The sequence below is a fragment of the Spartobacteria bacterium UBA695 genome, from assembly GCA_002298145.1.
Lineage (GTDB): Bacteria > Verrucomicrobiota > Verrucomicrobiia > Chthoniobacterales > Chthoniobacteraceae > UBA695.
Genome location: DBMP01000013.1, coordinates 104,858 through 125,013, shown reverse-complemented (window position 1 = coordinate 125,013; position 20,156 = coordinate 104,858). Strand labels below are relative to the sequence as shown.

General features: G+C 61.7%; 20 protein-coding genes. 3 read left to right on the top strand and 17 right to left on the bottom strand.

Annotated elements, in window-relative coordinates; translation table 11 throughout:
* Positions 1 to 69: 69 nt before the first annotated feature.
* The 3 genes from B2828_RS06805 to B2828_RS06795 are packed head-to-tail and all read right to left on the bottom strand — an operon-like array spanning position 70 to position 1,864.
* On the bottom strand, positions 70 to 798 hold the full coding sequence (locus tag B2828_RS06805; protein WP_479632949.1) for an energy transducer TonB: 729 nt from the start codon (positions 796 to 798) through the stop codon (positions 70 to 72).
* On the bottom strand, positions 798 to 1,253 hold the full coding sequence (locus B2828_RS06800; RefSeq protein WP_479632948.1) for an ExbD/TolR family protein: 456 nt from the start codon (positions 1,251 to 1,253) through the stop codon (positions 798 to 800). The genes B2828_RS06805 and B2828_RS06800 overlap by 1 nt, the downstream gene beginning before the upstream one ends.
* A complete protein-coding gene (locus B2828_RS06795; RefSeq protein ID WP_479632947.1) occupies positions 1,250 to 1,864 on the bottom strand; it encodes a MotA/TolQ/ExbB proton channel family protein in 615 nt (204 codons plus the stop codon). The genes B2828_RS06800 and B2828_RS06795 overlap by 4 nt, the downstream gene beginning before the upstream one ends.
* Before the next feature lie 321 nt (positions 1,865 to 2,185).
* On the opposite strand from B2828_RS06795, the gene B2828_RS06790 reads away from it, so the two are divergent.
* Positions 2,186 to 2,341 carry a small basic protein gene (locus tag B2828_RS06790; protein ID WP_479632946.1) on the top strand — a complete coding sequence of 52 codons (156 nt, stop codon included), beginning with the start codon at positions 2,186 to 2,188 and terminating at the stop codon, positions 2,339 to 2,341.
* Positions 2,342 to 2,638: 297 nt separating this feature from the next.
* On the opposite strand, the gene tmk is transcribed toward B2828_RS06790, so the two are convergent.
* The 6 genes from tmk to argC all read right to left on the bottom strand — a co-directional run bounded on the left by tmk (position 2,639) and on the right by argC (position 8,915).
* Positions 2,639 to 3,310, bottom strand: coding sequence for a dTMP kinase (gene tmk, locus B2828_RS06785; protein WP_479632945.1), 672 nt, complete (start codon positions 3,308 to 3,310; stop codon positions 2,639 to 2,641).
* A 95-nt stretch (positions 3,311 to 3,405) separates the two neighbouring features.
* Positions 3,406 to 4,302, bottom strand: coding sequence for an ornithine carbamoyltransferase (argF, locus tag B2828_RS06780; RefSeq protein ID WP_479632944.1), 897 nt, complete (start codon positions 4,300 to 4,302; stop codon positions 3,406 to 3,408).
* A 22-nt stretch (positions 4,303 to 4,324) separates the two neighbouring features.
* Positions 4,325 to 5,620, bottom strand: a complete 1,296-nt coding sequence (locus tag B2828_RS06775; RefSeq protein ID WP_479632943.1) for an aspartate aminotransferase family protein — start codon at positions 5,618 to 5,620, stop codon at positions 4,325 to 4,327.
* A 45-nt stretch (positions 5,621 to 5,665) separates the two neighbouring features.
* On the bottom strand, positions 5,666 to 6,544 hold the full coding sequence (gene argB / locus B2828_RS06770) for an acetylglutamate kinase (RefSeq protein WP_479632942.1): 879 nt from the start codon (positions 6,542 to 6,544) through the stop codon (positions 5,666 to 5,668).
* A 70-nt stretch (positions 6,545 to 6,614) separates the two neighbouring features.
* Positions 6,615 to 7,832, bottom strand: coding sequence for a bifunctional glutamate N-acetyltransferase/amino-acid acetyltransferase ArgJ (gene argJ, locus B2828_RS06765; protein WP_479632941.1), 1,218 nt, complete (start codon positions 7,830 to 7,832; stop codon positions 6,615 to 6,617).
* Between the two features lie 45 nt (positions 7,833 to 7,877).
* Positions 7,878 to 8,915, bottom strand: coding sequence for an N-acetyl-gamma-glutamyl-phosphate reductase (gene argC / locus B2828_RS06760; RefSeq protein ID WP_479632940.1), 1,038 nt, complete (start codon positions 8,913 to 8,915; stop codon positions 7,878 to 7,880).
* A gap of 563 nt (positions 8,916 to 9,478) precedes the next feature.
* Here argC and B2828_RS06755 point away from each other — a divergent pair.
* Positions 9,479 to 9,721: a hypothetical protein gene (locus B2828_RS06755; RefSeq protein WP_479632939.1), complete on the top strand. Its 243-nt coding sequence runs from the start codon at positions 9,479 to 9,481 to the stop codon at positions 9,719 to 9,721.
* A gap of 74 nt (positions 9,722 to 9,795) precedes the next feature.
* Entirely contained in the window at positions 9,796 to 10,401 is a 606-nt protein-coding gene (locus B2828_RS06750; protein ID WP_479632938.1) for an IS1595 family transposase, read from the top strand.
* 73 nt (positions 10,402 to 10,474) lie between these two features.
* On the opposite strand, the gene B2828_RS06745 is transcribed toward B2828_RS06750, so the two are convergent.
* The 8 genes from B2828_RS06745 to B2828_RS06710 all read right to left on the bottom strand — a co-directional run bounded on the left by B2828_RS06745 (position 10,475) and on the right by B2828_RS06710 (position 19,956).
* On the bottom strand, positions 10,475 to 11,749 hold the full coding sequence (locus tag B2828_RS06745) for a sensor histidine kinase (RefSeq protein WP_479632937.1): 1,275 nt from the start codon (positions 11,747 to 11,749) through the stop codon (positions 10,475 to 10,477).
* 26 nt (positions 11,750 to 11,775) lie between these two features.
* Positions 11,776 to 12,459, bottom strand: a complete 684-nt coding sequence (locus B2828_RS06740) for a response regulator (RefSeq protein ID WP_479632936.1) — start codon at positions 12,457 to 12,459, stop codon at positions 11,776 to 11,778.
* Between the two features lie 162 nt (positions 12,460 to 12,621).
* A complete protein-coding gene (locus tag B2828_RS06735; RefSeq protein ID WP_479632935.1) occupies positions 12,622 to 13,419 on the bottom strand; it encodes a hypothetical protein in 798 nt (265 codons plus the stop codon).
* A gap of 4 nt (positions 13,420 to 13,423) precedes the next feature.
* Positions 13,424 to 14,992 carry an Rne/Rng family ribonuclease gene (locus tag B2828_RS06730; RefSeq protein ID WP_479632934.1) on the bottom strand — a complete coding sequence of 523 codons (1,569 nt, stop codon included), beginning with the start codon at positions 14,990 to 14,992 and terminating at the stop codon, positions 13,424 to 13,426.
* A 120-nt stretch (positions 14,993 to 15,112) separates the two neighbouring features.
* Positions 15,113 to 17,431, bottom strand: a complete 2,319-nt coding sequence (gene mrdA, locus B2828_RS06725) for a penicillin-binding protein 2 (protein ID WP_479632933.1) — start codon at positions 17,429 to 17,431, stop codon at positions 15,113 to 15,115.
* A 2-nt stretch (positions 17,432 to 17,433) separates the two neighbouring features.
* Positions 17,434 to 18,048 carry a hypothetical protein gene (locus B2828_RS06720; protein WP_479632932.1) on the bottom strand — a complete coding sequence of 205 codons (615 nt, stop codon included), beginning with the start codon at positions 18,046 to 18,048 and terminating at the stop codon, positions 17,434 to 17,436.
* Positions 18,045 to 18,848, bottom strand: coding sequence for a rod shape-determining protein MreC (gene mreC, locus B2828_RS06715; RefSeq protein ID WP_479632931.1), 804 nt, complete (start codon positions 18,846 to 18,848; stop codon positions 18,045 to 18,047). The genes B2828_RS06720 and mreC overlap by 4 nt, the downstream gene beginning before the upstream one ends.
* Before the next feature lie 61 nt (positions 18,849 to 18,909).
* The gene (locus B2828_RS06710; protein ID WP_479632930.1) at positions 18,910 to 19,956 is read right to left on the bottom strand and encodes a rod shape-determining protein; all 1,047 of its coding nucleotides are present in this window, start codon (positions 19,954 to 19,956) and stop codon (positions 18,910 to 18,912) included.
* Positions 19,957 to 20,156: the final 200 nt, after the last annotated feature.

Here is a 20,156-nt window from a genome sequence, read left to right as displayed (position 1 = left end):
TGGGGCAAACTTAGGCGAACTCCCGCAATGGTCAAGAACCGCTTAAGGGGAGATTGTAGAAGGAGGCGTTTAGCGAACGAGGTTAAAGCGCACGGGCACCTCCACCTGAGAGGATACGGGGACCCCGGCGGCGGTGGCCGGGTCGAAGGTCCAGCGCCGGACGCCTTTGACTGCCGCTTCGTCCAGCAGGGGGTAGCCGCAGGAGCGCGCAAGGGTGACTTCGCCGGGCTTTCCGTCCGGTAGGACCTGGATTTTGACGAATGGGACGCCTTCCTGTCGCTCCCGGCGGGCCTGGGGCGGGTATTCGGGCAGGGGATGGCTGCGGTAGCGCGGCTGGCCGCCACCGCCAGCACCCGTGGCGGCGCTGCCCGCTCCGGAGAGGCCGCTGCCGCTTCCCGTGCCTGCGCCGGGTTTCGTGGACACCGCCGAAGCCGGGTTGCCGTGATGGACCGGGGCCTTGGGCCGGGCGGCGGGCTGCGGCTTGTGAAGGGGCTCGGGCTGGATCTGCGGGGCGGGCTTGGCTTCGGAAACGGGGGGCACGGAAGGCTCGGGTTCGGGAGCCGGGGTGGGATCGGCTACTGGGGACGGTTCCGGTTGAGGCTGTTCGGGCGGGGGCGTTGCGCTTTCGGGGCTTCCCCAGGCCTCGGGAGCCCCCTCTTCTTCGCCGATCAGCGCCACATCCGTCGTTCCCGTGTCCCCTATCGGGTGCAGCACTGGGCCGCTCGCCTGAAAGCCGAAAAGCAGCAGCGCGTGGCACCCCGCCGCTCCCAGGAAGCTCAGTGTCAGCACGCGTTTCATCAGGGTTTGGGGGCCGGGGCTGAGGGGGCTTGGGGAGTCTGAGGCGCGGGCTGGGTCTGGATGGCTACTTTGGCGATGCCCGCTTTGCGCACGGCGTCGAGGACGGCAATGGCGGCCCCGAATTCGCTCTTTACGTCACCGTGGATCACCACGCGCGGATCGGCCCGCTGGGCTTTGAGCGTCGCCAGCCGCGCGTCCAGTTCCCCGAGGGGCAGCGGCGTTTTGTCGAAGTAAATCTGGCCGTCGGCCTGGATCGAGATGGCGCTGGCTTCCTCCTCCTGGGCCTGGGGCGCTGCGGTGGAGGCCGTGGGCAGGTTGAGCGAGATGCCCTGGTTCTTGATCATCGAGAGCGACACCATGACGAAGGTCGCCAGGAGGAAAAAAACGATGTCAATCAGGGGGATGATCTCGATACGCGCCCGGCGCTTGCTGCGAGGGGAAGGGATGGTCGTCATGGCTTCGAATCCACCCCGGAGCGCAGAAGGAGAAGCTCGAGCTTGGCGGCGGAGGTCTCGATCTCCGCCCGGGCCCGCTCCAGTTGGGTGTTAAGGAAGTTGAAGGGGAGCAGTGAGACCATGGCGATCAAGAGGCCAAACGCGGTGGCGATGAGGGCCTCGGCGATGCCGCCGGTGATGGCGGTGGGCGCGCCGAGTTCCGCCGCTCCCAGGAGCCCAAAGGCGTGGATCATCCCCGTGACCGTGCCAAAAAGGCCCAAGAGCGGGGCCAGGGTGACGATGGTATCGAGGATGGAGATGCCCCGGTTGAAGCGCTGCAATTCCTGATTGGCCGATTGTAGGAGCGCGTTGCTGAAGGAGACCTCGCTGTGCTCCAGGGCGTAGGTAAGGACGCGGGCGACGTAATCCCGGGAGCGTTTGCCGATGGCGCGGGCTTCTTCGGGGTGCCCCTGCTGGACCTGGGCGAAGATCCCGGCGACGGCCTCGGGATCGCGCCGGAGCGCCTCGCGCACGGTGAAGAAGAGCCGTTCGAAAACGACGGTGAGCGCGAGGAGCGAGGTGACGAGGAGCGGCCACATCACCGGGCCTCCCTTGAGAAAAATCTGGATCATGAGCGGAAAGGAATCGCCGAATAAATAGCCATGAGGGCAGATGCGAGGCAAGTTTTGATGGTTGTCGACGCCGGGAGCAGCGTCAATATCTGTAAAGATCTTGACGTTGCGAGAGGTAACGACAGACGCAAAAATCGCCCGCAGATGGCCCTTGGATATTTAATCGCCGGTTCCAAATGGATGGGTATTTTTCGGCCCGCCCCAGGGGGTTGGCGAGGATTTTTTTGGTCCTAGGCGCATATTTCCATTGCCTTCCGGCTTCTGGGCGACTAGTTTTTTCGCTCCCGTTCCACCGGGGAAATTTTTAACCTTTTCCATTCCATGTCACAACATCGCAGTCTCAAAGGTGCCAGCACCATCACGGTGAAACGCAACGTTCTCAAGCGCTTCGAACGCGTTGAACTCCTCAAGAAACGCGGCGTCTGGAAAGACGATCAACGCGTGATCGGCCTCCCGAAAACCAAGCCCGAGGAATAAGCCCCAGGCTTCCTGTTCATTTTTCAAAGAAGGCTCTCCTGCAAGGGAGGGCCTTTTTTGTGTGCGCGGAAGCAGCGGTTCTTTTCAAAACAAACGCCCCCAATCCCAATACCCCGCGGTGCGGGGCCCTGCGCGCCAGGAAAAAGGGAGAATTCTATTCTCACGCAAAGGCGCAAAGAGGGGAAACTCTTGTCTTTGCCTTTTTTGCGGCTTTGCGTGAGGCCTCTGTTTTATTATAGGACCCCTATTTTCGGCTTGGGAGCACAGCGAACGAGGAGCGGCGATCTCGCGCCAGCTCTATGCGAACCAGCCGTCGGACTCGCGCGGCATGACCGGCGCGGCGCTGATGATTTTGCGCAGGGCGGTTTCTTTGAAGATCCGCAGGGCGTCGGCGGTGACGGTTCGCAAATCGCGGCTCGCGTCAACCCGGACCGATGGGCGGTCGCCTTTCTCGTGGAGCTGGGTGAAGATGGCGCGGGTTTTTTCCAGCGAGTCGCGCTCTTCGAAGCCGTTGGGGATGTCGCCACGGCCATGAATGCGCGCCAGGCTTTCGCTCACGTCGATGTCCATGAACAAAATCAGGTCGGGCACGGGGGCGATAGCTTCGTTGGAGGCGATGATCTTTGCGACATCGGCTCCACGAGCCCCCTGGTAGGCGGCGTTGCTCCAGTAGTAGCGGTCGAGGATAACGATCTGGTTCTCCTTGAGCGCCGGGCCGACGCTCCGCTCGACGTGCTCTTTGCGGTCCAGGCGGAAGAGTTCCAGTTCCTCTTTCATGGAAAGCCGCCCGGTCTCCATGGACTGGCGCAGTTTGTAACCGGGGCCGAGGTTGGTCGGTTCGCGGGAAAAGACGCAGCCCAAGCCCCGTTCGCCACACCATTGGGCCAGCGTGGCGGCGACGGTCGATTTCCCCGTCCCGTCGATGCCTTCGATGGCCACCAGTAATCCGCCAGGGATGGGTGTTTTCATAAGCATCTCACCACAGAGAATACGGAGGAGACGTCGAACGGAAGCTGAAAAATAGTGCCCCCGGTCTTTTCCTCCGTGTCCTCTTTGTAAAATCTCTATTTCACCAGCCAGGCAAGGATTGCCTTTTGCGCGTGGAGGCGGTTTTCGGCTTCGGTGAAGATGGTCTCCGCGTGGGCTTCCAGGACTTCGTCGGTAATCTCCTTGCCGCGGTAGGCGGGCAGGCAGTGCATGGCGAGCGCGCCGGGGGCGGCTTTTTTGAGGAGCTCGGTGTTGATCTGGTAGCCCGCGAGCTGCGCAAGGCGGTACTCGGTCTCTTTCTCCATGCCCATGCTAACCCAGACGTCGGTGTAGAGGACGTCGGCTCCGTCGGCTGCGGCGGCGATGTCGTCGGTGACGGTGATGTTGGGGCCCGCTTTGGCGAGGATTTCCTTGGAGGGCTGGAAGGGCACGGGGGCGGCGATGCGCAGCTTGAAATTAAGCTTGGAGGCGGCCCAGATCCACGAGACGGGGACGTTGCACGCGCCGTCGCCGATGAAGGTGACGGTTTTGCCTTCGTAGGTGCCGAGCTTTTCCTGGATGGTGAAGAGGTCGGCCAGGATCTGGCACGGGTGCTCGGCGTCGGTGAGGGCGTTGATGGTGGGGATGTTGCCGTAGGCGGCAAAGTCCTCGACGTCCTGCTGGGCAAAGGTGCGGATGACCGCGCCGTGGATCATGCGGCCCATGACGCGGGCGGTGTCTTTGATCGGCTCGCCGCGCCCGAGCTGGATGTCGTGGGCGGAGAGGAAGAGGGCGTCGCCGCCGAGTTCGCGGATGCCGACTTCGAAGCTGACGCGGGTACGCGTGGAGGATTTGCTGAATATGAGCCCCCAACACTGGCCCTTGAGGGGCAGCTCGGCGTGGTGGCCGCGCTCGGCTTTGATTTTTTGGGTCATCGCCAAAATTTCAACCATGTCGCTCGCGGGGAGCGCTTCGAGGGAAAGCAGGTGCTTCATAAAGCTAAGGAGAGGTGAATTTTTACGAATTGAGGGCCGCGCCGAGGATCTGGACGGCTTGGTCGATCTCGGCCTTGGTGACGTTAAGCGGCGGCAGCCAGCGGATGCTCTGCACGCCGGAGGGGACGCACAGGAGGCCACCCGCGTGCAGGCGGGAGATGAGGGCGAGGCTCGCGGCCCGGTCGTCGCCGATGCGCTGGGAAAAGTCGGGCACAAGTTGGAAGGCGATCATGAGGCCCACGCCGCGCACGTCTTTGATGAGCGGGCTCTTGAGGCCGAGGATGGCTTCCTTGGCGTAGTTGCCCAGCTCGCGGGCGTTGGCCAGCAGGTTCTCTTCTTCGACGATGGAGAGGACTTCGTTGGCAACGGTGCAGCCCATGGGGGTGCCGCCGAAGGTGGTGCCGTGCGATCCGGCTCCGAGGAGGTCGGCGAGGCTGCTTTCTTTGCCGTCTTTGAGGGTGATTTTGCGGTCGCGAATCCAGAAGGCCCCCATCGGGTAGCCGTCGGCGATGCCTTTGGCCCAGCTGATGGCGTCGGGGACGACTTCGCCCTGGGTGAGGGTCTGCCAGGCACACCAGTCGCCGGTGCGCCCGAGGCCGCACTGGATTTCGTCGAACATGAGGAGCAGGCCGTGGTCGTCGCAAATCTTGCGAACGGCCTTGAGGAAGGAGAGCGTGGCGGGCAGGACGCCGATTTCGCCCTGGATGGGCTCCATCAAAACGGCGATGGTGTCGGGGCCGATGGCGCGCGAAAGCTCCGGCGCGTCGTTGAAGGGGACGTGGCGGAAGCCGGGCGTGATCGGGTCAAAGCCCTTGCGCACTTTCTCCTGGCCGGTGGCGGCGATGCCCGCCAGCGTGCGGCCGTGGAAGGAGCCGTCGAAGGTGAGGACTTCGAACCGGTTGGGCGAGTATTCCAGCTCCTCCCCGGCGGCGTGGCGCGAGTGGGGGGAGCGGGCTTCGTTGCCGAACTTGCGGGCGAGTTTGTAGAGGCCTTCGTTGGCTTCCGCGCCGGAGTTGCAGAAAAAGACTTTGCCGGGGTGGCCGACGTAGCGGTTCAAGCGCGCGGCTAGCTCGCCCTGCGGGCGGGTGTAGTAGAGGTTGGAGGTATGGATGAGCGTGCGGGCCTGGCGGGCGATGGTGTCGGCCACGCGCGGGTGGCAATGCCCGACGGAGCAGACGGCGATGCCGGCTCCGAAATCGAGGTATTCCTTGCCCGCTTCGTCCCAGATGCGCGTGCCTTCGCCGCGCTCCAAAGCGAGCGGGAACCGGGCATACGACGGAACGACGTTCGCTTCAAACAACTCTTGTGTGCTTTCCATTATTTTCTCCTGAAAAAAATCTGCCGGGCTTAAAAAAACGGGCTCTTAGGCGACGATTTCCGTGCCGACGCCCGTGTTGGTGAACACTTCCAGCAAAAGCGAATGCTGGATGCGGCCATCGATGAAATGGACTTTCTTGACGCCCTGCTCGATGGCGCTCATGGCGGAGACGACCTTGGGGATCATGCCGCCCGCGATGATGCCTTCGTCGATGAGGCTGTGGACGTCCTTGATCGAGAGGGTGGAGATGAGCGAATCGGCTTCTTTGGGGTCGCGCATGATGCCGGGGACGTCGCTCAGGTAGATCATCTTGGCGGCCCCCAGGGCGGCGGCCGCGGCTCCGGCGGCGGTGTCGGCGTTGATGTTGTAGATGGCCCCCTCGGCGTCGCGCCCGATGGGCGAGATGACCGGGACAACTTCGTTCTCGACGGCCCGCTGGATGGCCGGGAGGTCCACGCCGGTGACTTCGCCGACGTACCCGAGATCGACGGGCTTGCCCTCTTCGTCGTCCTGGAGCGGGAGCTTGGTGACTTCAAAGACGTTTTTGCCAGGAATGCCGACGGCTTTGCCGCCAAATTCGTTGATGGTCTCGACGATCTTGGGGTTGAGCGTACCGCTTAAGACTTCCTCGACGATGGCGATGGCTTCTTTGCTGGTCTGGCGCAGGCCGTTGACAAACCGGGCCTTGATGCCCGCCTCGCGCATCCGGGAGGTGATGGCTTTGCCGCCACCGTGGATGAGGACGGGGTTGATGCCCACGGCCTCCAGGAACACGACGTCGCGCAGGAGGCGCTCGACGGTGTGCTCATCTTCCATGGCGCTGCCGCCATATTTGATGACGAAAAGCTGGCCACGGTACTTCTGGATGAACGGGAGGGCTTCGATGAGCGCTTCCGTCCGGGCTAGGTAAGAAACATTGGGCATCTTGCTATAAATTGGAGTTCGCGAAAAGCGGCGATTGGAATGCCCAAAGGCCGTTTTCGCAATCCAAAAATCATTCCCCCATGTTGAACTCGACGTAGGCCGTGGTGAGGTCGGTGGTAAACACGGTGTAATCGGCCTCGCCGACGTGCAGATCGACGGTGATTGTAAAACGCTTGTTTGCCACGACTTCCTTCAATTTCGAAAACGGCGTGCTGGCGGCCATGCCGTTCTGCACGGCGATGAGGCCGTCGTAGTAAATATCGACGGTTTCTTCGCGAATTTTCGCGCCGGAGTACCCGATGGCGTCCATGACGCGGCCCCAGTTGGGGTCGCCGCCGAACCAGCAGCACTTGGTCAGGGTGGAGTTGGCGACGGCTTCGGCGGCTTTGCGGGCGTCCTGGCGGCTCTTGCCCCCACGCACCTGTACGGTGACGAATTTGCTGACCCCCTCGCCGTCCTCGACGATCATGCGCGCCAGGGCGCAGCAGACGTGGTTCAGGGCGTTCTGGAAGAGGTCGAAATCGGCGGTGCCGTCGGAGAGCGGTTCGTTGCCTGCGGTGCCGTTGGCCAGGACGAGCACGGTGTCGTTGGTGCTCATGTCGCCGTCGACGGTGATGCGGTTAAAGGACTGCTCAACGGCGTCGGAGATGGCCTGTTGGAGAAGCTTTTTGCTAATGGCGGCGTCGGTGGTGACGAAGGAAAGCATGGTGGCCATGTTCGGGTCGATCATGCCCGCGCCTTTGGCGATGCCGCCGATGCGCACGGTTTTATCCCCGAGCTGGAATTCGACGGCGATTTCCTTGACCTTGGTGTCGCTGGTCATGATGGCCTGGGCGGCGGCGAGGCTGCCGTCGGCGCTCAGGACCTGCGGGGCCTTGGCGATGGCGGCTTCCATGGTCTCGATGGGCAGCGGCACGCCGATGCGGCCGGTGGAGCAGACGAGAACCTGGCGTTCCTTGAGCTTGAGGGCCCGGGCCAGGGCTTTGGCCATGCGCTTGGCGTGCTCGATGCCGATGACGCCGGTGCAGGCGTTGGCGTTGCCGCTGTTGGCGACGATGGCGCGCGTTTCGGCACCGCGCACGTGGGCCTGGGAGACGCGCACGGGGGCGGCTTTGACTTTGTTGGTCGTAAAGGTGCCGCCGGAGACGGCGGGGGCCTCGGAAACGACGAACGCGATATCCGGTTTGCTGGTGTTGGTGGCTTTGATTCCAGCAAAAATACTGCCTGCTGCGAAGGAACGGGGCGCGGTGACGCCGCCGGAAATTTCAGTAAAACGATCTCCTGACATAATCTAAATCAATGGGCGAATGCGAACTGCGTTCTTCTGTTTCTTCTATAGCAACCCTTCGGTTTCGGGCCAGCCGCAGAGAAGGTTGAAGCTCTGGACGGCCTGGCCGGAGGCCCCTTTGACGAGGTTGTCTTCGGCACTCATGAGCACCACCCGGCCCGTACGCGGATCGTGCCGCCAGGCGATGTCGATGAAGTTGGTGAATACGACGTTCTTGATGTCCGCGCCGCCGGTGGGGCCCTGGAGCCGGACGAAGGGTTCGCTCTGGTAGGCGGCTTTGAGCGCTGCGGTAACGGCCTCAATGCCAACGCCGGGCTTAAGGCTGGCGTAGGTGGTCGAGACGATGCCGCGGTTTACGGGGATCAAGTGCGGGGTGAAGCTGATGACGACCGGGGTTCCGGCGGCGTTGGAAAGCTCCTGCTCGATCTCGGAAAGGTGCCGGTGCTTGGGCACGCCGTAGGCGCGGGCGCTTTCGTTGCACTCGCAGTAGAGGTAATCGAGCGCCACTTTTTTTCCCGCGCCGCTGACGCCGCTCATACTGGAGACGGTGATGGAGGCGGGGTCCAGGAGACCGGCTTTCAAGAGCGGGATGAGCGGCAGGAGGATGCTGGTGGGGTAGCATCCGGCGGAGGCGATCAAATTCGAGGCGCGGATCTGGTCGCGGTAGATCTCGGGCAGGCCGTAGACGCTCTGTGGCAGGAGGTCAGGCGCGGGGTGCGGGGTGCCGTAGAATTCTTCGAAGACGGCGGCGCTCTTCAAACGGAAGTCGGCGCTCAGGTCGATGACTTTGAGGCCGCCTTCGATGAGGGGCTTGGCGTATTCGTGCGCGAGGCCGTGGGGCAGGGCGAGGAAGGCCACTTTCGCGCCGGACGCGACGACGGCAGCGGCGTCTGAGGCGGTGAATTTGACGTCGGCGAACCGCTGGTGCTGGAAGCGAGGGTAGACCTCGCCGATGGATTTCCCGGCGAGTTGACGCGAGGTGACGCACACGAGGTCAACCCCCGGGTGCCCCATCAGAATGCGGATCAACTCCTGGCCGGAATATCCCGACGCTCCAACTACGGCTACTTTGACTAAATTCATGAGGAAAGGGGTCGAGGATACGCCTCCCCTGCCCCCTTTGAAAATAGGAAAATGCGCCAGGGGTCCGTGGCGGGGGAATCAGAGGCTAGGATGCCGGGGAAATGGAGGAAAATGCCCCCTCCCCTATTCTTGCCCTCCCTTGTCAGTTCAACTTTTTGTTCTTTCTGATAATGGCAACGAAGGCAAGAAATAGGCCGAAACCTAACAATATCAGAGAACCAACTATCGCCTCGGGCCCCTCCAGCGGAGGTCCACCGTGCCGGAGTTGCTCGATTCTGCCACTATGCAGTCCTGCATATCCCAAAGATATCAGGATGCATCCGAACAAGAATTGCCCTATCCGATCACCGGTTTTCACTAGGTTCAAATATTCCTCGGTCGCATTGGAAATCCAAAAAGTGGTTTCGTCAAACACGATTCAAACCGCGCGGCAATGGGGTTAGACGTCTTGTCTCTCTTGCCTGTCAAAAATTGTTACCTGAACCCTACTTCGCCGAAACGTTGACTTTGTGTGGTCACTATCGGGCTTTTCTGCTTCTCTGTGATCCACTCCAAAGCAAGATATGCCACACACCGACTGCGGCCTTTTTCTCCTCGTCCTGCTCTTGCCGTCGTTGTTTCGCATCAAGAAGTGGAAAGCGATGTGGCAGGAATACCGCAGCAAACGGCGGCAGAGGCAGGAACCAATCCAAGAGGTTGCGGCGGCCAGCACGCAGCAACTCCGGGATGCTCAGGACAAGGACATCTCCATCCCCGTGCCTCCTAGCACCCCCGTGCCTCCTCGGTACGAATCTCAAGATTCGTAACGCCCTTGTCTGGGAATCTCTGAGGGTAATGTCCGCTTTAGCACAAATCCATATACGTAAAGTGCTAGCGGACAATGAAAAACAGATATATCGAGCATGCGCACATTTCCGAGAGGAAATTTAGGGCGATTTTGCATCATTTCGCTCACGACATTTGCGTAATCAAAGCGTCGGCCTTGCTGGGGATTCGCCGCCAGAGCGTGAGCCGCATCTACGGCCTTTTGCGCCAGCGTTTGCTGGTTCTGAGCATCGAGGAATTCAGACCCTTTGCCGGTGAAGTCGAAATCGACGAGAGTTATTTTGCCCCGAGGCGCGCTCAAGGCAGATTCGGGCGCGGCACGGCAAAGGTCCCCGTTTTGGGGCTCCACAAGCGAGGAGATCGGGTCTATGTCAGCATCGTCAAAAACTGCTCCATGCGAGAATTGATGCCGGTTGTAGAGGGGCGAGTCCTTTCTCAAAGCGACGTCTACACCGACACATGGAGCGCTTATGCTGGCTTGGTCAAGAGCGGTTATGTGAATGCCAATAATGAAATCATTGGCCCTTTCTGCCTCTCAACGATCGATGCCTTTTATGCGGAGGGAATCATCTCCCTCTATACGCAGGTCATCCGCGAATTTGGGAAGGATTTCCAGCCCTACCACGACATCTTCACCGACTCGACTCTGCGGATGCCGTGAACGGTTGATGCTGGTTTTCCTCGCCCCTCGTTACGAATTTCCAGATCTGGAAACGAGGTCCTTTAATTTCAGCCTACGCTACCTCCGGCAGCCGCAGAATGAACGTTGAGCCCGCGCCCAGGCGGCTCTCGGCCCGGACGGTGCCGTTGTGGCTGTGGATGATGTGCTTGACGATGGAGAGCCCCAGGCCGGTGCCGCCGAGCGCACGGCTGCGGGCTTTGTCGGCGCGGTAAAAGCGCTCGAAGATGTGTGGCAGATCGGCCGAGGGAATGCCGCTGCCGGTATCGGCGACGCGGATTTCCAGCTCAACGCCGCCGTCGGACATCAAGGCGCGCTCGGCCTGGATGGTGACGTGCCCGCCGGTGGGCGTGTATTTGAGCGCGTTTTCGAGCAGGTTATTGAACACCTGTTCGAGCTGGAAGCCGTCGCCACAAATGCCGGGAAGCTGCTCGCCCACTTCGAGGCCGAAATGAATCCCGGCGGCCTGGAATTTGAGCGTCCAATCCCGCTTGACGCTTTCGAGGAACGCGGCAGGCGCGATCGGCTCGACTTTCTGCTCGTGCTCGTGGGATTCCAGTCGGGCGAGCGTGAGCAGGTCCTCCACCAGGAGGTTGAGGCGCTTGGAGTGTTTGAAAAGGACGTCGAGGGCGGCGGCGATCTCTTCCTTGGGCTGGTCGGGGTAATCGCGCAGCATCTCGACGTAGCCCTGGAAGATGGAAAGCGGGGTGCGCAGTTCGTGGGAGACGTTGGCCACGAAGTCCTGGCGCACTTGTTCGAGCTGCTGGATGCGCGTCATGTCGTGGAAGGTGGCCGCGACGCCGAGAATGGCCCCGCCGCTGTCGCGCACGGGCGCGGCGTTGATGGCGAGGCGGCGCGATGGGGCGGCAAGGTCGATCTCCCGCGATTGCGGTTCGCCCCGGGCGATGGCCTCGCGCAGCACGGCGTCGATCTCGGCGTTGCGCAGCGTGTGGAGCGCGCCGCGGTTGACGGGCGCGGTTTTCAGGTTGAAAAGCTCCAGCAACGAGCGGTTGGCCAGCCGGATGACGCGGTCGACGTCCACGACCATGACGCCTTCGCTCATGCTGGAGAGGATCGCCTGGAGATTGAAGCCCTCGCGCGAAATCTGGCTTTCAAGCCGTTCACGCTGGAGGGCCAGCTTTTCCAGGCCGAGGGCGATCTGCTGCCACTCGCGCTCATCGTGCTGGATGAAGGAGGGGGGGCGGTGGCCGTCGGCGATGGCGCCGATCATGTCGCGGATCTGCCGCCAGTGGCGCCGCGTGCGGTGGCGATGTTTGAGGTAAAAGACGGCGATCGCAAGGAAACCGACAGCGAGGAGGAAATTAAGCATCTCTCGGGAGGAACAAACGCTGGATCCTAGTCTGAGAACCGGTAGCCGAATCCCCGGACGGTCTCCAGGTAGTCAGCGGCTTCCCCGAGCTTTTCGCGCAGGCGGCGCACGTGGGTATCGACGGTGCGGGTGTCGATGACGCTTTCGTAGCCCCAGACGTCGTTGAGGAGCACTTCGCGGGATTGCACCCGGCCCCGGCGTTCCATCAGGAGGGTGAGCAGTTTGAGTTCCGTGGCGGTGAATTCGACCGGCTTGCCGCCGACGGTGACGTGGAAACGCTCCCGGTCGAGGACGATGGGGCCCAGCGTCAGCACCGCGGTCACGGTGGGCTCCGGTTTCGAGGCGCGCCGCAGGACGTTCTTGACCCGCAAGACGAGTTCGCGCGGACTGAACGGTTTGGTCAGGTAATCGTCCGCGCCCAGCTCCAGCCCGACGATGCGATCCACTTCTTCGGCCTTGGCGGTGAGCATGACAATCGGGATCGCGGCGGTGGCAGGGTCTCCCTTTAACATGCGGCAGACCTCCAGGCCGGAGAGGCCGGGCAGCATCAGGTCGAGGACGATGAGATCGGCTCCCTTTTCGCGCATTTCGGCCAGAGCGCCGGGGCCATCCTCGGCGGTAAGGACTTCCCACCCGGCGGCGCGGAAGTTTGCCGCCACGAGGTGCAGGACATCGGGCTCGTCATCGGCGACAAGGATCTTGGGTTTCATAAAGGCGGAATGGGGAAAATCCTACCGCCCCCGGGGGCATTTAGGAAGCGCGGAAATTGGTTGAATTACAGGCTTTTTTGCATTTCCGGCCCGGAAACGAAGTTGGAGACATCTGCAATTCGCAGACAACCCACCCCTCTGGTCCAGTAGTCGGCCCTGAAACTAAAGCCGCAAACGGGAGTTTACCTTTGGGCGAGCTTCGATTTGAGCGGCATCCGGCGTGCGCAATCCGGTGGCGCTCGTCCAAATGAATTCGTGCCCCTCCGGGCAGCGATACCAGTGGATCATTTTTTGAATTTCCTTTGGATTCTGTGACGGCGGCGCTTCCGCCATTTCCGGTTTTGAAACGTAAATCAGCGGAAAGGACATCCTCCAATGAAGCACCTTTGCGCATAGGGGGCACGGTTCGTTGATCAACTCCTTGTTTTCCTTCCAATAGGCCAGGTAGAAGGCGACTTGCTGCGGGATGTTCAGGTCCTGGCGGTGCAACCGCCGCCAGATGCACGTTCCCAGAATGGCACCCCTGTCCTCGGGATGCCAGATCCCTATTTTTTTGAATGCAGGGTCCAGCTTTGGGTTATTCCACAACTCCCTGGAACGAAGATCGTTCAGGGTATAGTAGCCGCTATCGAACATCATCATTTCGTCCTCGCCTTTCATCGCGCAAATTTGCTTCCGATCCTCGGGACGAAGCCTCGCAATGAGATGATCAACCGTTCTCTCGATAAGGCGCAGAGGAGGAGTGGAGCTGGCTTCCTCCCGTTTTTTAGAATTGCTTCCCAGCGCCACTCCCAAAAGCAGAACAGAAAACGTAGCGATGAAGGTTGCGATTCTCATACCAGGCGGGTGCGCACAAATTGTAGTTTCGCCTTCTAAATTGTAGTTTCGCCTTCTGCGAATATCCACAACAAAAGGCGCAAAGGAATGGCTTCCTTTGCGCCTTGAAGTGAGATTTCCCAAATGCCTACGGCTTCATTTCCGAGCCGCTGGCCACGTCGACGATCACGAATTGCTCGTGGTGCATCGCCGGGTCGGCGCGGAAGGAGAGGCGGCAGGCGTAGCGGCGCTCGATTTCGACGAGGAGCTCCTCGTCGTCGCTCCGCAGGCGGGCCAGGAGGTGCGGGCTCACGGTGACCTTGAATTCGTGAAGGTCGCTGTGTTTGCGCAGTACCTGGTGCAGGGAGCGCTGGAGCTCGACGCTCATGGTCATGGAGCTCTTGACCGTGCCGCGTCCGTGGCAGTACGGGCAGTTCTCGTAGATGGAGCCGCTGAGGCTCTCGGCCGCGCGCTGGCGGGTCATTTCCATGAGGCCCAGGTTGGAGAGCGGCAGGACGTGGGTTTTGGCCTTGTCGCGCCGGAGCCGGTCTTTCATCCGGTTAAAGACGGCCTGCTGGTCTTTGCGGCTCTTCATGTCGATGAAGTCGCCGATGACCAGGCCGCCGATGTTGCGCAGCCGGAGCTGGCGGGCGATTTCGTCGGCCGCTTCGAGGTTGGTCTGGAGGATGGTCTTTTCGACGTCCTTGGCCCCTTTGTTACGGCCGGTGTTGACGTCGATGGCGATGAGGGCCTCGGTTTCGTCAATGACGATGTAGCCGCCGCACGGCAGCCACACCTGGCGGTGGAAGGCGTCGTCGATCTGCTTCTGGATGCCGAATTTGTCGAAGATCGGCGTCGGCTCGGTGTAGAGCTGGACGCGGTTCTTGGAGCGGCGGGAGATCTGCCCGACCAGGTCGCCCATGCGCTGGACGGCTTCTTCGCTGTCGCAGACGACTTCGTCGATTTCGTCGGTGAGGAAGTCGCGCACGGTGCGCTCGATCAAGTCCGGCTCCTGGAAGACGCAGTTGGGCGCGCCCTTGGATTTGACGCCTTCCTCGATCTTGGCCCACTGGTCGACCAGCAAGCTTAAGTCGCGGATGAAGTAGCGCTCGCGCTGGCCCTCGCCGACGGTCCGGACGATGACGCCCATGTTTTCGGGGATTTCGAGCTTCTTGAGGATCTTACGCAGGCGCTCGCGCTCCTTGGGGTCTTCGATCTTACGGGAGATGCCGCACTGGTCGCTAAAGGGCATGAGTACCAAGTAGCGGCCCGCGAGCGAGATGTTGGTGGTGATGCGGGGGCCTTTGTTGGAGATGGGGCCCTTGGTCACTTGCACGAGCACTTCGCTGCCGACGGGGTAGATCTTGGGGATGTCCGCGGAGGTGATCTTTTTCTGTTGCTTGCGGCCGCTCTTGCGTTCGACCTCTTCGATGCCGCTATCCAGGGCGGCGGGAATGGCGTCCCAGAAGTGGAGGAAGGCGTTTTTTTCGAAGCCGATATCGACGAACATGGCCTTGAGGCCGTGCTCGATGTTTTTCACGCGGCCTTTGAAGATGCTGCCCACGATATTGCGTTCGGTGGTTCGCTCGATGGAGTATTCTTCGAGTTGCCCGTTTTCGAGCAGGGCCACGCGGCGTTCCAGCCGTTCGCAATTGATAATGAGTTTGTTTCCGGTCTCACGCCGGAGACCGAGCATCTTCTTGATTTTTTCGATCATGAATCTGGTTATTTGGAGAAGGTTTTTTACTGACACGGAGGTTTATGGCCCGCCTGGGAGGCTGCGGGTCGTTGGGTTGGGGAGTCGTCAGCGAAATCGATGGCAATCCCTGAGGTTGTTTTAATGGCTGAAGAGTCTCTGGAAGAGGTTTCTACGGGGTTGTTCCGCGTCGGTCGACTGCTCCTGGGGAGCTTGCCGGGTGCGGCGGAGGGTGGTTTTCGGGGTTTGACTCGGACGCTCCGAGCCTGAAGGCGTGGGGCTGGCTTTGCGGACGGGTTTTTTGGGAACCCGGCCCTGGTCATCCGCATCGGACTTGATGTCGGGGCTGGCCGCGCTGTGGGACATTTGAACGTTCTGCGCCGGGGCGTCGTGGTCGTTGTCGTCCTCGTCGTCAGACGATGCCGCGACGATGCCAACGGAGCCGCTGTAGGACGAGAGCGAGTTGATCATTTCAAAAGGATGCGAGTTATGCGCTGGGGCGAGCGGCTGGAGATTGACGGTGAGCTTGCCGGAGTCGACGGCGAGGATCTGCTCTAAAATATGCGCGGCGATGGGGGCCGAGACGCTGCCGCCGTGTTCGCCGCCCTGGACCATGACGACGACGACATACTTGGGATGATCGTAGGGGGCGAAGCAGCAGAACCAGGCGATGTGCTCTTTCTGGCCGCGGTCGGTGGCCTGTGCGGTGCCGGTCTTGCCCGCGACGACGGTTCCTTTGACCTGGCCGGAGCGGCCGGTGCCGCCGCCGCCGGGGCCGCCCGTTTCGTTGACGACGTTCCAGAGGCCTTTGCGAACGGTTTCGACGTGCTCGGGCAGGATGCCTTCGGTTCTGAAGTCTTCGCGGACTTTCGGCTCGTCAGGCACGGCGACTTTGCCTTCGTCGTTGAGGGCTGGTTTGCCGTCGGTTTCGAGGACTTTCTTGACGAGGCGCGGCTCGTAGGCGACGCCGCCGTTGGCCACGGCCGCGTAGGCGACGGCCATTTGCAGGGGGCTCGCCAGCACGTAGCCCTGGCCGATGGAGGTGTTGGCGGTCTGGGCCTGGGTCCATTTTTCGCCGGTGTTGCGCCCGGCCATCCATCTCGGCCCGGGCATGCAGCCTTCTTTTTCGTCGGAGAGGCCCAGCTCGTAGCGCCGCCCCATGCCGAGGATGCCGCCGACGCGCTCCAGCGTGTCGCCGCCCGCCGCGTTGCCGTATTGGTAGAAGAAGGAGTTGCACGAGACCTTGATGGCGTCGGGCAGCCGCAGGGTGCCATGCGAGCCGCCTTTTTCGGCGATCCAGCAGTGGAAGGAGCGGCCGCCGTATTCCACGGAGCCGGAGCAGTTGAAGGTTTTGTTGGCGAGGCCTTTGCTAAGGCCCGCGAGGGAGGTCACGATCTTGAAGGTGGACCCGGGAGGGAAGCCGGAGACGGCCCGGTTGACCAAGGGCACGGCGCGGTCTTTGAGGAGGCCGTCCCAGTCCTTGGTGGAGACTTTGGGGATGAAGACGTTCGGGTCGAAGGAGGGGACGGAGCAGATGGCCAGGATGTCGCCGTTGTTGGGGTCGAGGACGACGGCGGCGGCGCGGCCGAGGGTCGGGTGGCGCAGGGCCTGCTCGACGATGTACTGGATGCGGGCGTCGATGGTGAGGTAGACGTTCGCGCCGGGCTTGGGCTGGTCGGTGCGAACCTCGCTCTCCATGCGGCCCTTGGCGTCTTTCTGGATGACGCGCACGCCGGGCTTGCCGCGCAAATACTGGTCCATGGAGAGCTCGATCTGCGACTTGCCCTCCACGTCGGGCTGGTAGTAGGTGAAGTTGCGAACGTCGGGGAGCTGGTCGATCTGCCGGGGCATGCCGACGTAGCCGAGGATGTGCGCGGCAAAAGCGCCATAGAGGTACTGGCGCACGGGCTTCTGGCTGATGTCGACGCCGGGCAGGCCGACGTCGTGTTCGGAGAACTTGGCGATGGTGTCGAAATTGGCATCCTCGATGTACGGAAACGGCACCAGGGTGTCGTGGGCGTAGTGGTTTTTGAGGTGCTTGGAGTTGTAATCGTGCGCAAGGTCGAGCTCCTGGAGGCGCGGGATGACGCCTGCGTTGACGATTTTCAGGATGTCGGGCGTGGGGATGTCCTTGGGCATATCCCGCTGGGTGCGCCGTTCGAGCATGGTGGGGATGGAGCCGTTGCGGCGGCGGTACCCGGCGACCATGTCCTGGAGATAAAAGTCGACGTTGTAGCTGGCGCGGTTCTGGACGAGCGGCACGCCGTTGCGGTCGCGGATTTCGCCGCGCACGGAGGGGATGCGGACGGTGACCTGCGATTTGCCGCCGATCTTGCTGGCGTAGTAATCGCCCCGCATGACCTGCAAGGTCCAGAGCCGGGCGACGATGGTGCCGAGGGCCGCGAACATCAGCACGGCCAGGAAGAAGAGCCGCCAGTCGGAACGGGAAATACGGGCCATAGCTAGTCCTCCTCCTCTTCTTGGGCGTCGGGCACGGAGTTGTAGCCAACCAAGGCGGCCAGCGACTTCAAAAAGATAAAGACGATCGGCGCGAGGACCAAGGCCACAAGGCCGGGGCCGCCGATGCGCCACCAGATCTCGCGGTTAAACTCAAAGGGGACGTTGTAGAGCGCCGCCCGCCGCACGGAGATCATGAGGAACTCGGCCAGGACCATGGCGGAGGTGCAGACGCCACTCATCAAGCAGTGGACCTCCCAGCGTCCGGCCTGGAAGAGGGGCCGAAAGCCGCTCATGAGCGAACCGAGGACGGCGAAGAGGACGATCGACCAGCCGAGGGCGATCTCGACCACCTCGGCGTTGCCGGTGCCGAGGCCAAAGGCGTTCAGCGGGCCCGTGCCGACCTCGATGATCTGGACGGTGAGCGCGTCCCACATGAAGCCGCAGGCGAAGGCCAGGGCCAGCATGCCCGGGAAGGGCAAGGCCAGCGCGCCGTAGAAGAATACCAGCGGCAGGAGGATCACTCGCGCCCCCGCCATGAACGAAAGCGGCGGGATGAAATGCTGGAGGATCAGCGCTCCAAACGCCGAGGCCAAAAGGATCAGGAAAAAGCGGATCATTTCTTGCCTAGAACGACAAACACGTCTTCCAGTGTTGTCAGGTCCACGGCAGGCTGAAGGGTAGCGAAGCCGTCGAGTTCACGCACGCGGAACTCTTTGATGGCGCCAATAAAGATTCCGGCGGGGTAGACGCCGCCGACGCCCGAGCTGTACACCTTCTGGTCGGGTTTCAAATTGGCTGTTTTGGATAGGAAGCGCATACAGAGCACCGGCTGGCTGGTGCCCGATCCGCGTTCCCCACTTATAATTCCTTGCTCGCGGGTCCCCTCGATGGAGGAGGCGACGCGACAGTTTTCATCGGAAATCAGGAGCACCGTGGCGGCGTGCTCGGCGACGGAGGTGGTCTTGCCCACCAGGCCGCTTTCGGTCAATACCGGCATGTCGCTCTCCAGGCCGTCGGCGGTGCCACGGTCGATTTTGATCGTGTTCCACCAGGAGGAGGCGTCGCGGGCGATGACCCGCGCCGGGACGAGCTGGAAGGCCGCCCGCTCGCGGTACTGGAGGGCCATCCGCAAGCGGTTGTTCTCGGTCTCCAGGTCGCGCAAGGTTTGGTTGACCGCCTTGAGCTCTTTGTTGCTGACCGCCAGTTGCTGGTTCTCCAGCTCCAGTTCCTGGAGCGTTTTGAGACCTTGGCGAACGGCGCTGATTTTCCGATCGAGATTCGACCCCGTTGTTAGAAACGGGGAGATGATCCCGAGGAAGGATGTTTGGGCGCGCTGGGTGCCGGACGGGCCGAGGGCGAAGAGACCGCCCACGGCCAGAACGAACAGGATCAGCGCAAATATGGAAAACCGCCTCATGGTTTGAAAAAGTGGGAGTCCCTAATCGAAGTATCGAAAAAGGGGGTGCTTCCGCTCTTTTTTAAGCGCGGTAAGTGCGGTCGGCGGTCGCCACCTGACGCAGGAATTTAATTTCCTGGAGGGCGCGGCCGGTTCCTTCCGCCACGGCGCTGAGGGGATCCTCGGCGACGTGAACAGGCAGACCGGTTTCTTCCGAAAGCAATTTATCCAAGCCCCGCAGCAGCGCGCCGCCACCGGCGAGCACGATGCCCCGGTCCACCAGGTCGGCGGAAAGCTCGGGAGGACAGCGCTCCAGGGTCACCCGGACGCTTTCCACGATGGTCGAGACCGGCTCCAGCAAGGCTTCGCGCACTTCCTGGGAGGTGATGGTCAGGGTCTTGGGCAGGCCTGCGACGAGGTCGCGCCCTTTGACTTCCATGGTGGTCTCTTTTTCGATCGGGTAGGCCGAGCCGATTTTAATTTTGATCTCCTCGGCGGTGCGCTCCCCAATCATGAGGTTATACGCCCGCTTCATGTATTGCATGATGGCTTCGTCGAGTTCGTCGCCCGCGACGCGCACGCTGCGGCTAAAGACGATGCCAGCGAGCGAAATCAAGGCCACCTCGGTGGTGCCGCCGCCGATGTCGACGATCATGTTGCCCGCGGCTTCCTGGACGGGAAGGCCGCAGCCGATGGCCGCTGCCATCGGTTCTTCGATAAGATGGACCTCGCGAGCGCCCGCGCGCTGTGCGGACTCCTTGACGGCGCGTTTCTCCACCTCGGTGATGCCCGAGGGGACTGCGATGACGACGCGCGGATGCGGCCGGAAGAGCATCCGCCGCCCGTGGGCCTTGCGGATGAAGTGCCGGAGCATGGCCTCGGTCACTTCAAAGTCGGCGATAACGCCGTCCTTGAGGGGCCGCACCGCCACGATGTTGGCCGGGGTGCGCCCCAGCATTCGTTTGGCCTCGTCGCCGACGGAAAGCACTTTATTGGTGCCCGACTGTACGGCCACCACCGACGGCTCGCGTAGAACGATGCCGTGGTCGCGAACGTAAACGAGGGTGTTTGCCGTACCGAGGTCGATCCCGATGTCATTCGAGAATAACCCAAAAAGCCCGCTGATCATGAAAAAATCCTCTGTAAATGTGGTTGTGAAAAAATGGTTTGGATAGAGGGAAATCGCCGTCAAAAGTCGCCCGCAAGCACATGGCACTTTTCCCGTCTGCTCTTAAGCTATTGTGTTTCTAGGGAAAGGAGACTGCCAGCGTCAAGGCAAACCCGGAATCGAAGAGCGCATTCGCATTCCGCACGGGGGAGACACCCAGC

What these genes read in the sequence shown, in the direction of transcription:
- B2828_RS06805 (WP_479632949.1), bottom strand. Translation starts at nt 798, where the DNA reads ATGAAACGCGTGCTGACACTGAGCTTCCTGGGAGCGGCGGGGTGCCAC.
- B2828_RS06800 (WP_479632948.1), bottom strand. Translation starts at nt 1,253, where the DNA reads ATGACGACCATCCCTTCCCCTCGCAGCAAGCGCCGGGCGCGTATCGAG.
- B2828_RS06795 (WP_479632947.1), bottom strand. Translation starts at nt 1,864, where the DNA reads ATGATCCAGATTTTTCTCAAGGGAGGCCCGGTGATGTGGCCGCTCCTC.
- B2828_RS06790 (WP_479632946.1), top strand. Translation starts at nt 2,186, where the DNA reads ATGTCACAACATCGCAGTCTCAAAGGTGCCAGCACCATCACGGTGAAA.
- tmk (WP_479632945.1), bottom strand. Translation starts at nt 3,310, where the DNA reads ATGAAAACACCCATCCCTGGCGGATTACTGGTGGCCATCGAAGGCATC.
- argF (WP_479632944.1), bottom strand. Translation starts at nt 4,302, where the DNA reads ATGAAGCACCTGCTTTCCCTCGAAGCGCTCCCCGCGAGCGACATGGTT.
- B2828_RS06775 (WP_479632943.1), bottom strand. Translation starts at nt 5,620, where the DNA reads ATGGAAAGCACACAAGAGTTGTTTGAAGCGAACGTCGTTCCGTCGTAT.
- argB (WP_479632942.1), bottom strand. Translation starts at nt 6,544, where the DNA reads ATGCCCAATGTTTCTTACCTAGCCCGGACGGAAGCGCTCATCGAAGCC.
- argJ (WP_479632941.1), bottom strand. Translation starts at nt 7,832, where the DNA reads ATGTCAGGAGATCGTTTTACTGAAATTTCCGGCGGCGTCACCGCGCCC.
- argC (WP_479632940.1), bottom strand. Translation starts at nt 8,915, where the DNA reads ATGAATTTAGTCAAAGTAGCCGTAGTTGGAGCGTCGGGATATTCCGGC.
- B2828_RS06755 (WP_479632939.1), top strand. Translation starts at nt 9,479, where the DNA reads ATGCCACACACCGACTGCGGCCTTTTTCTCCTCGTCCTGCTCTTGCCG.
- B2828_RS06750 (WP_479632938.1), top strand. Translation starts at nt 9,796, where the DNA reads ATGAAAAACAGATATATCGAGCATGCGCACATTTCCGAGAGGAAATTT.
- B2828_RS06745 (WP_479632937.1), bottom strand. Translation starts at nt 11,749, where the DNA reads ATGCTTAATTTCCTCCTCGCTGTCGGTTTCCTTGCGATCGCCGTCTTT.
- B2828_RS06740 (WP_479632936.1), bottom strand. Translation starts at nt 12,459, where the DNA reads ATGAAACCCAAGATCCTTGTCGCCGATGACGAGCCCGATGTCCTGCAC.
- B2828_RS06730 (WP_479632934.1), bottom strand. Translation starts at nt 14,992, where the DNA reads ATGATCGAAAAAATCAAGAAGATGCTCGGTCTCCGGCGTGAGACCGGA.
- mrdA (WP_479632933.1), bottom strand. Translation starts at nt 17,431, where the DNA reads ATGGCCCGTATTTCCCGTTCCGACTGGCGGCTCTTCTTCCTGGCCGTG.
- B2828_RS06720 (WP_479632932.1), bottom strand. Translation starts at nt 18,048, where the DNA reads ATGATCCGCTTTTTCCTGATCCTTTTGGCCTCGGCGTTTGGAGCGCTG.
- mreC (WP_479632931.1), bottom strand. Translation starts at nt 18,848, where the DNA reads ATGAGGCGGTTTTCCATATTTGCGCTGATCCTGTTCGTTCTGGCCGTG.
- B2828_RS06710 (WP_479632930.1), bottom strand. Translation starts at nt 19,956, where the DNA reads ATGATCAGCGGGCTTTTTGGGTTATTCTCGAATGACATCGGGATCGAC.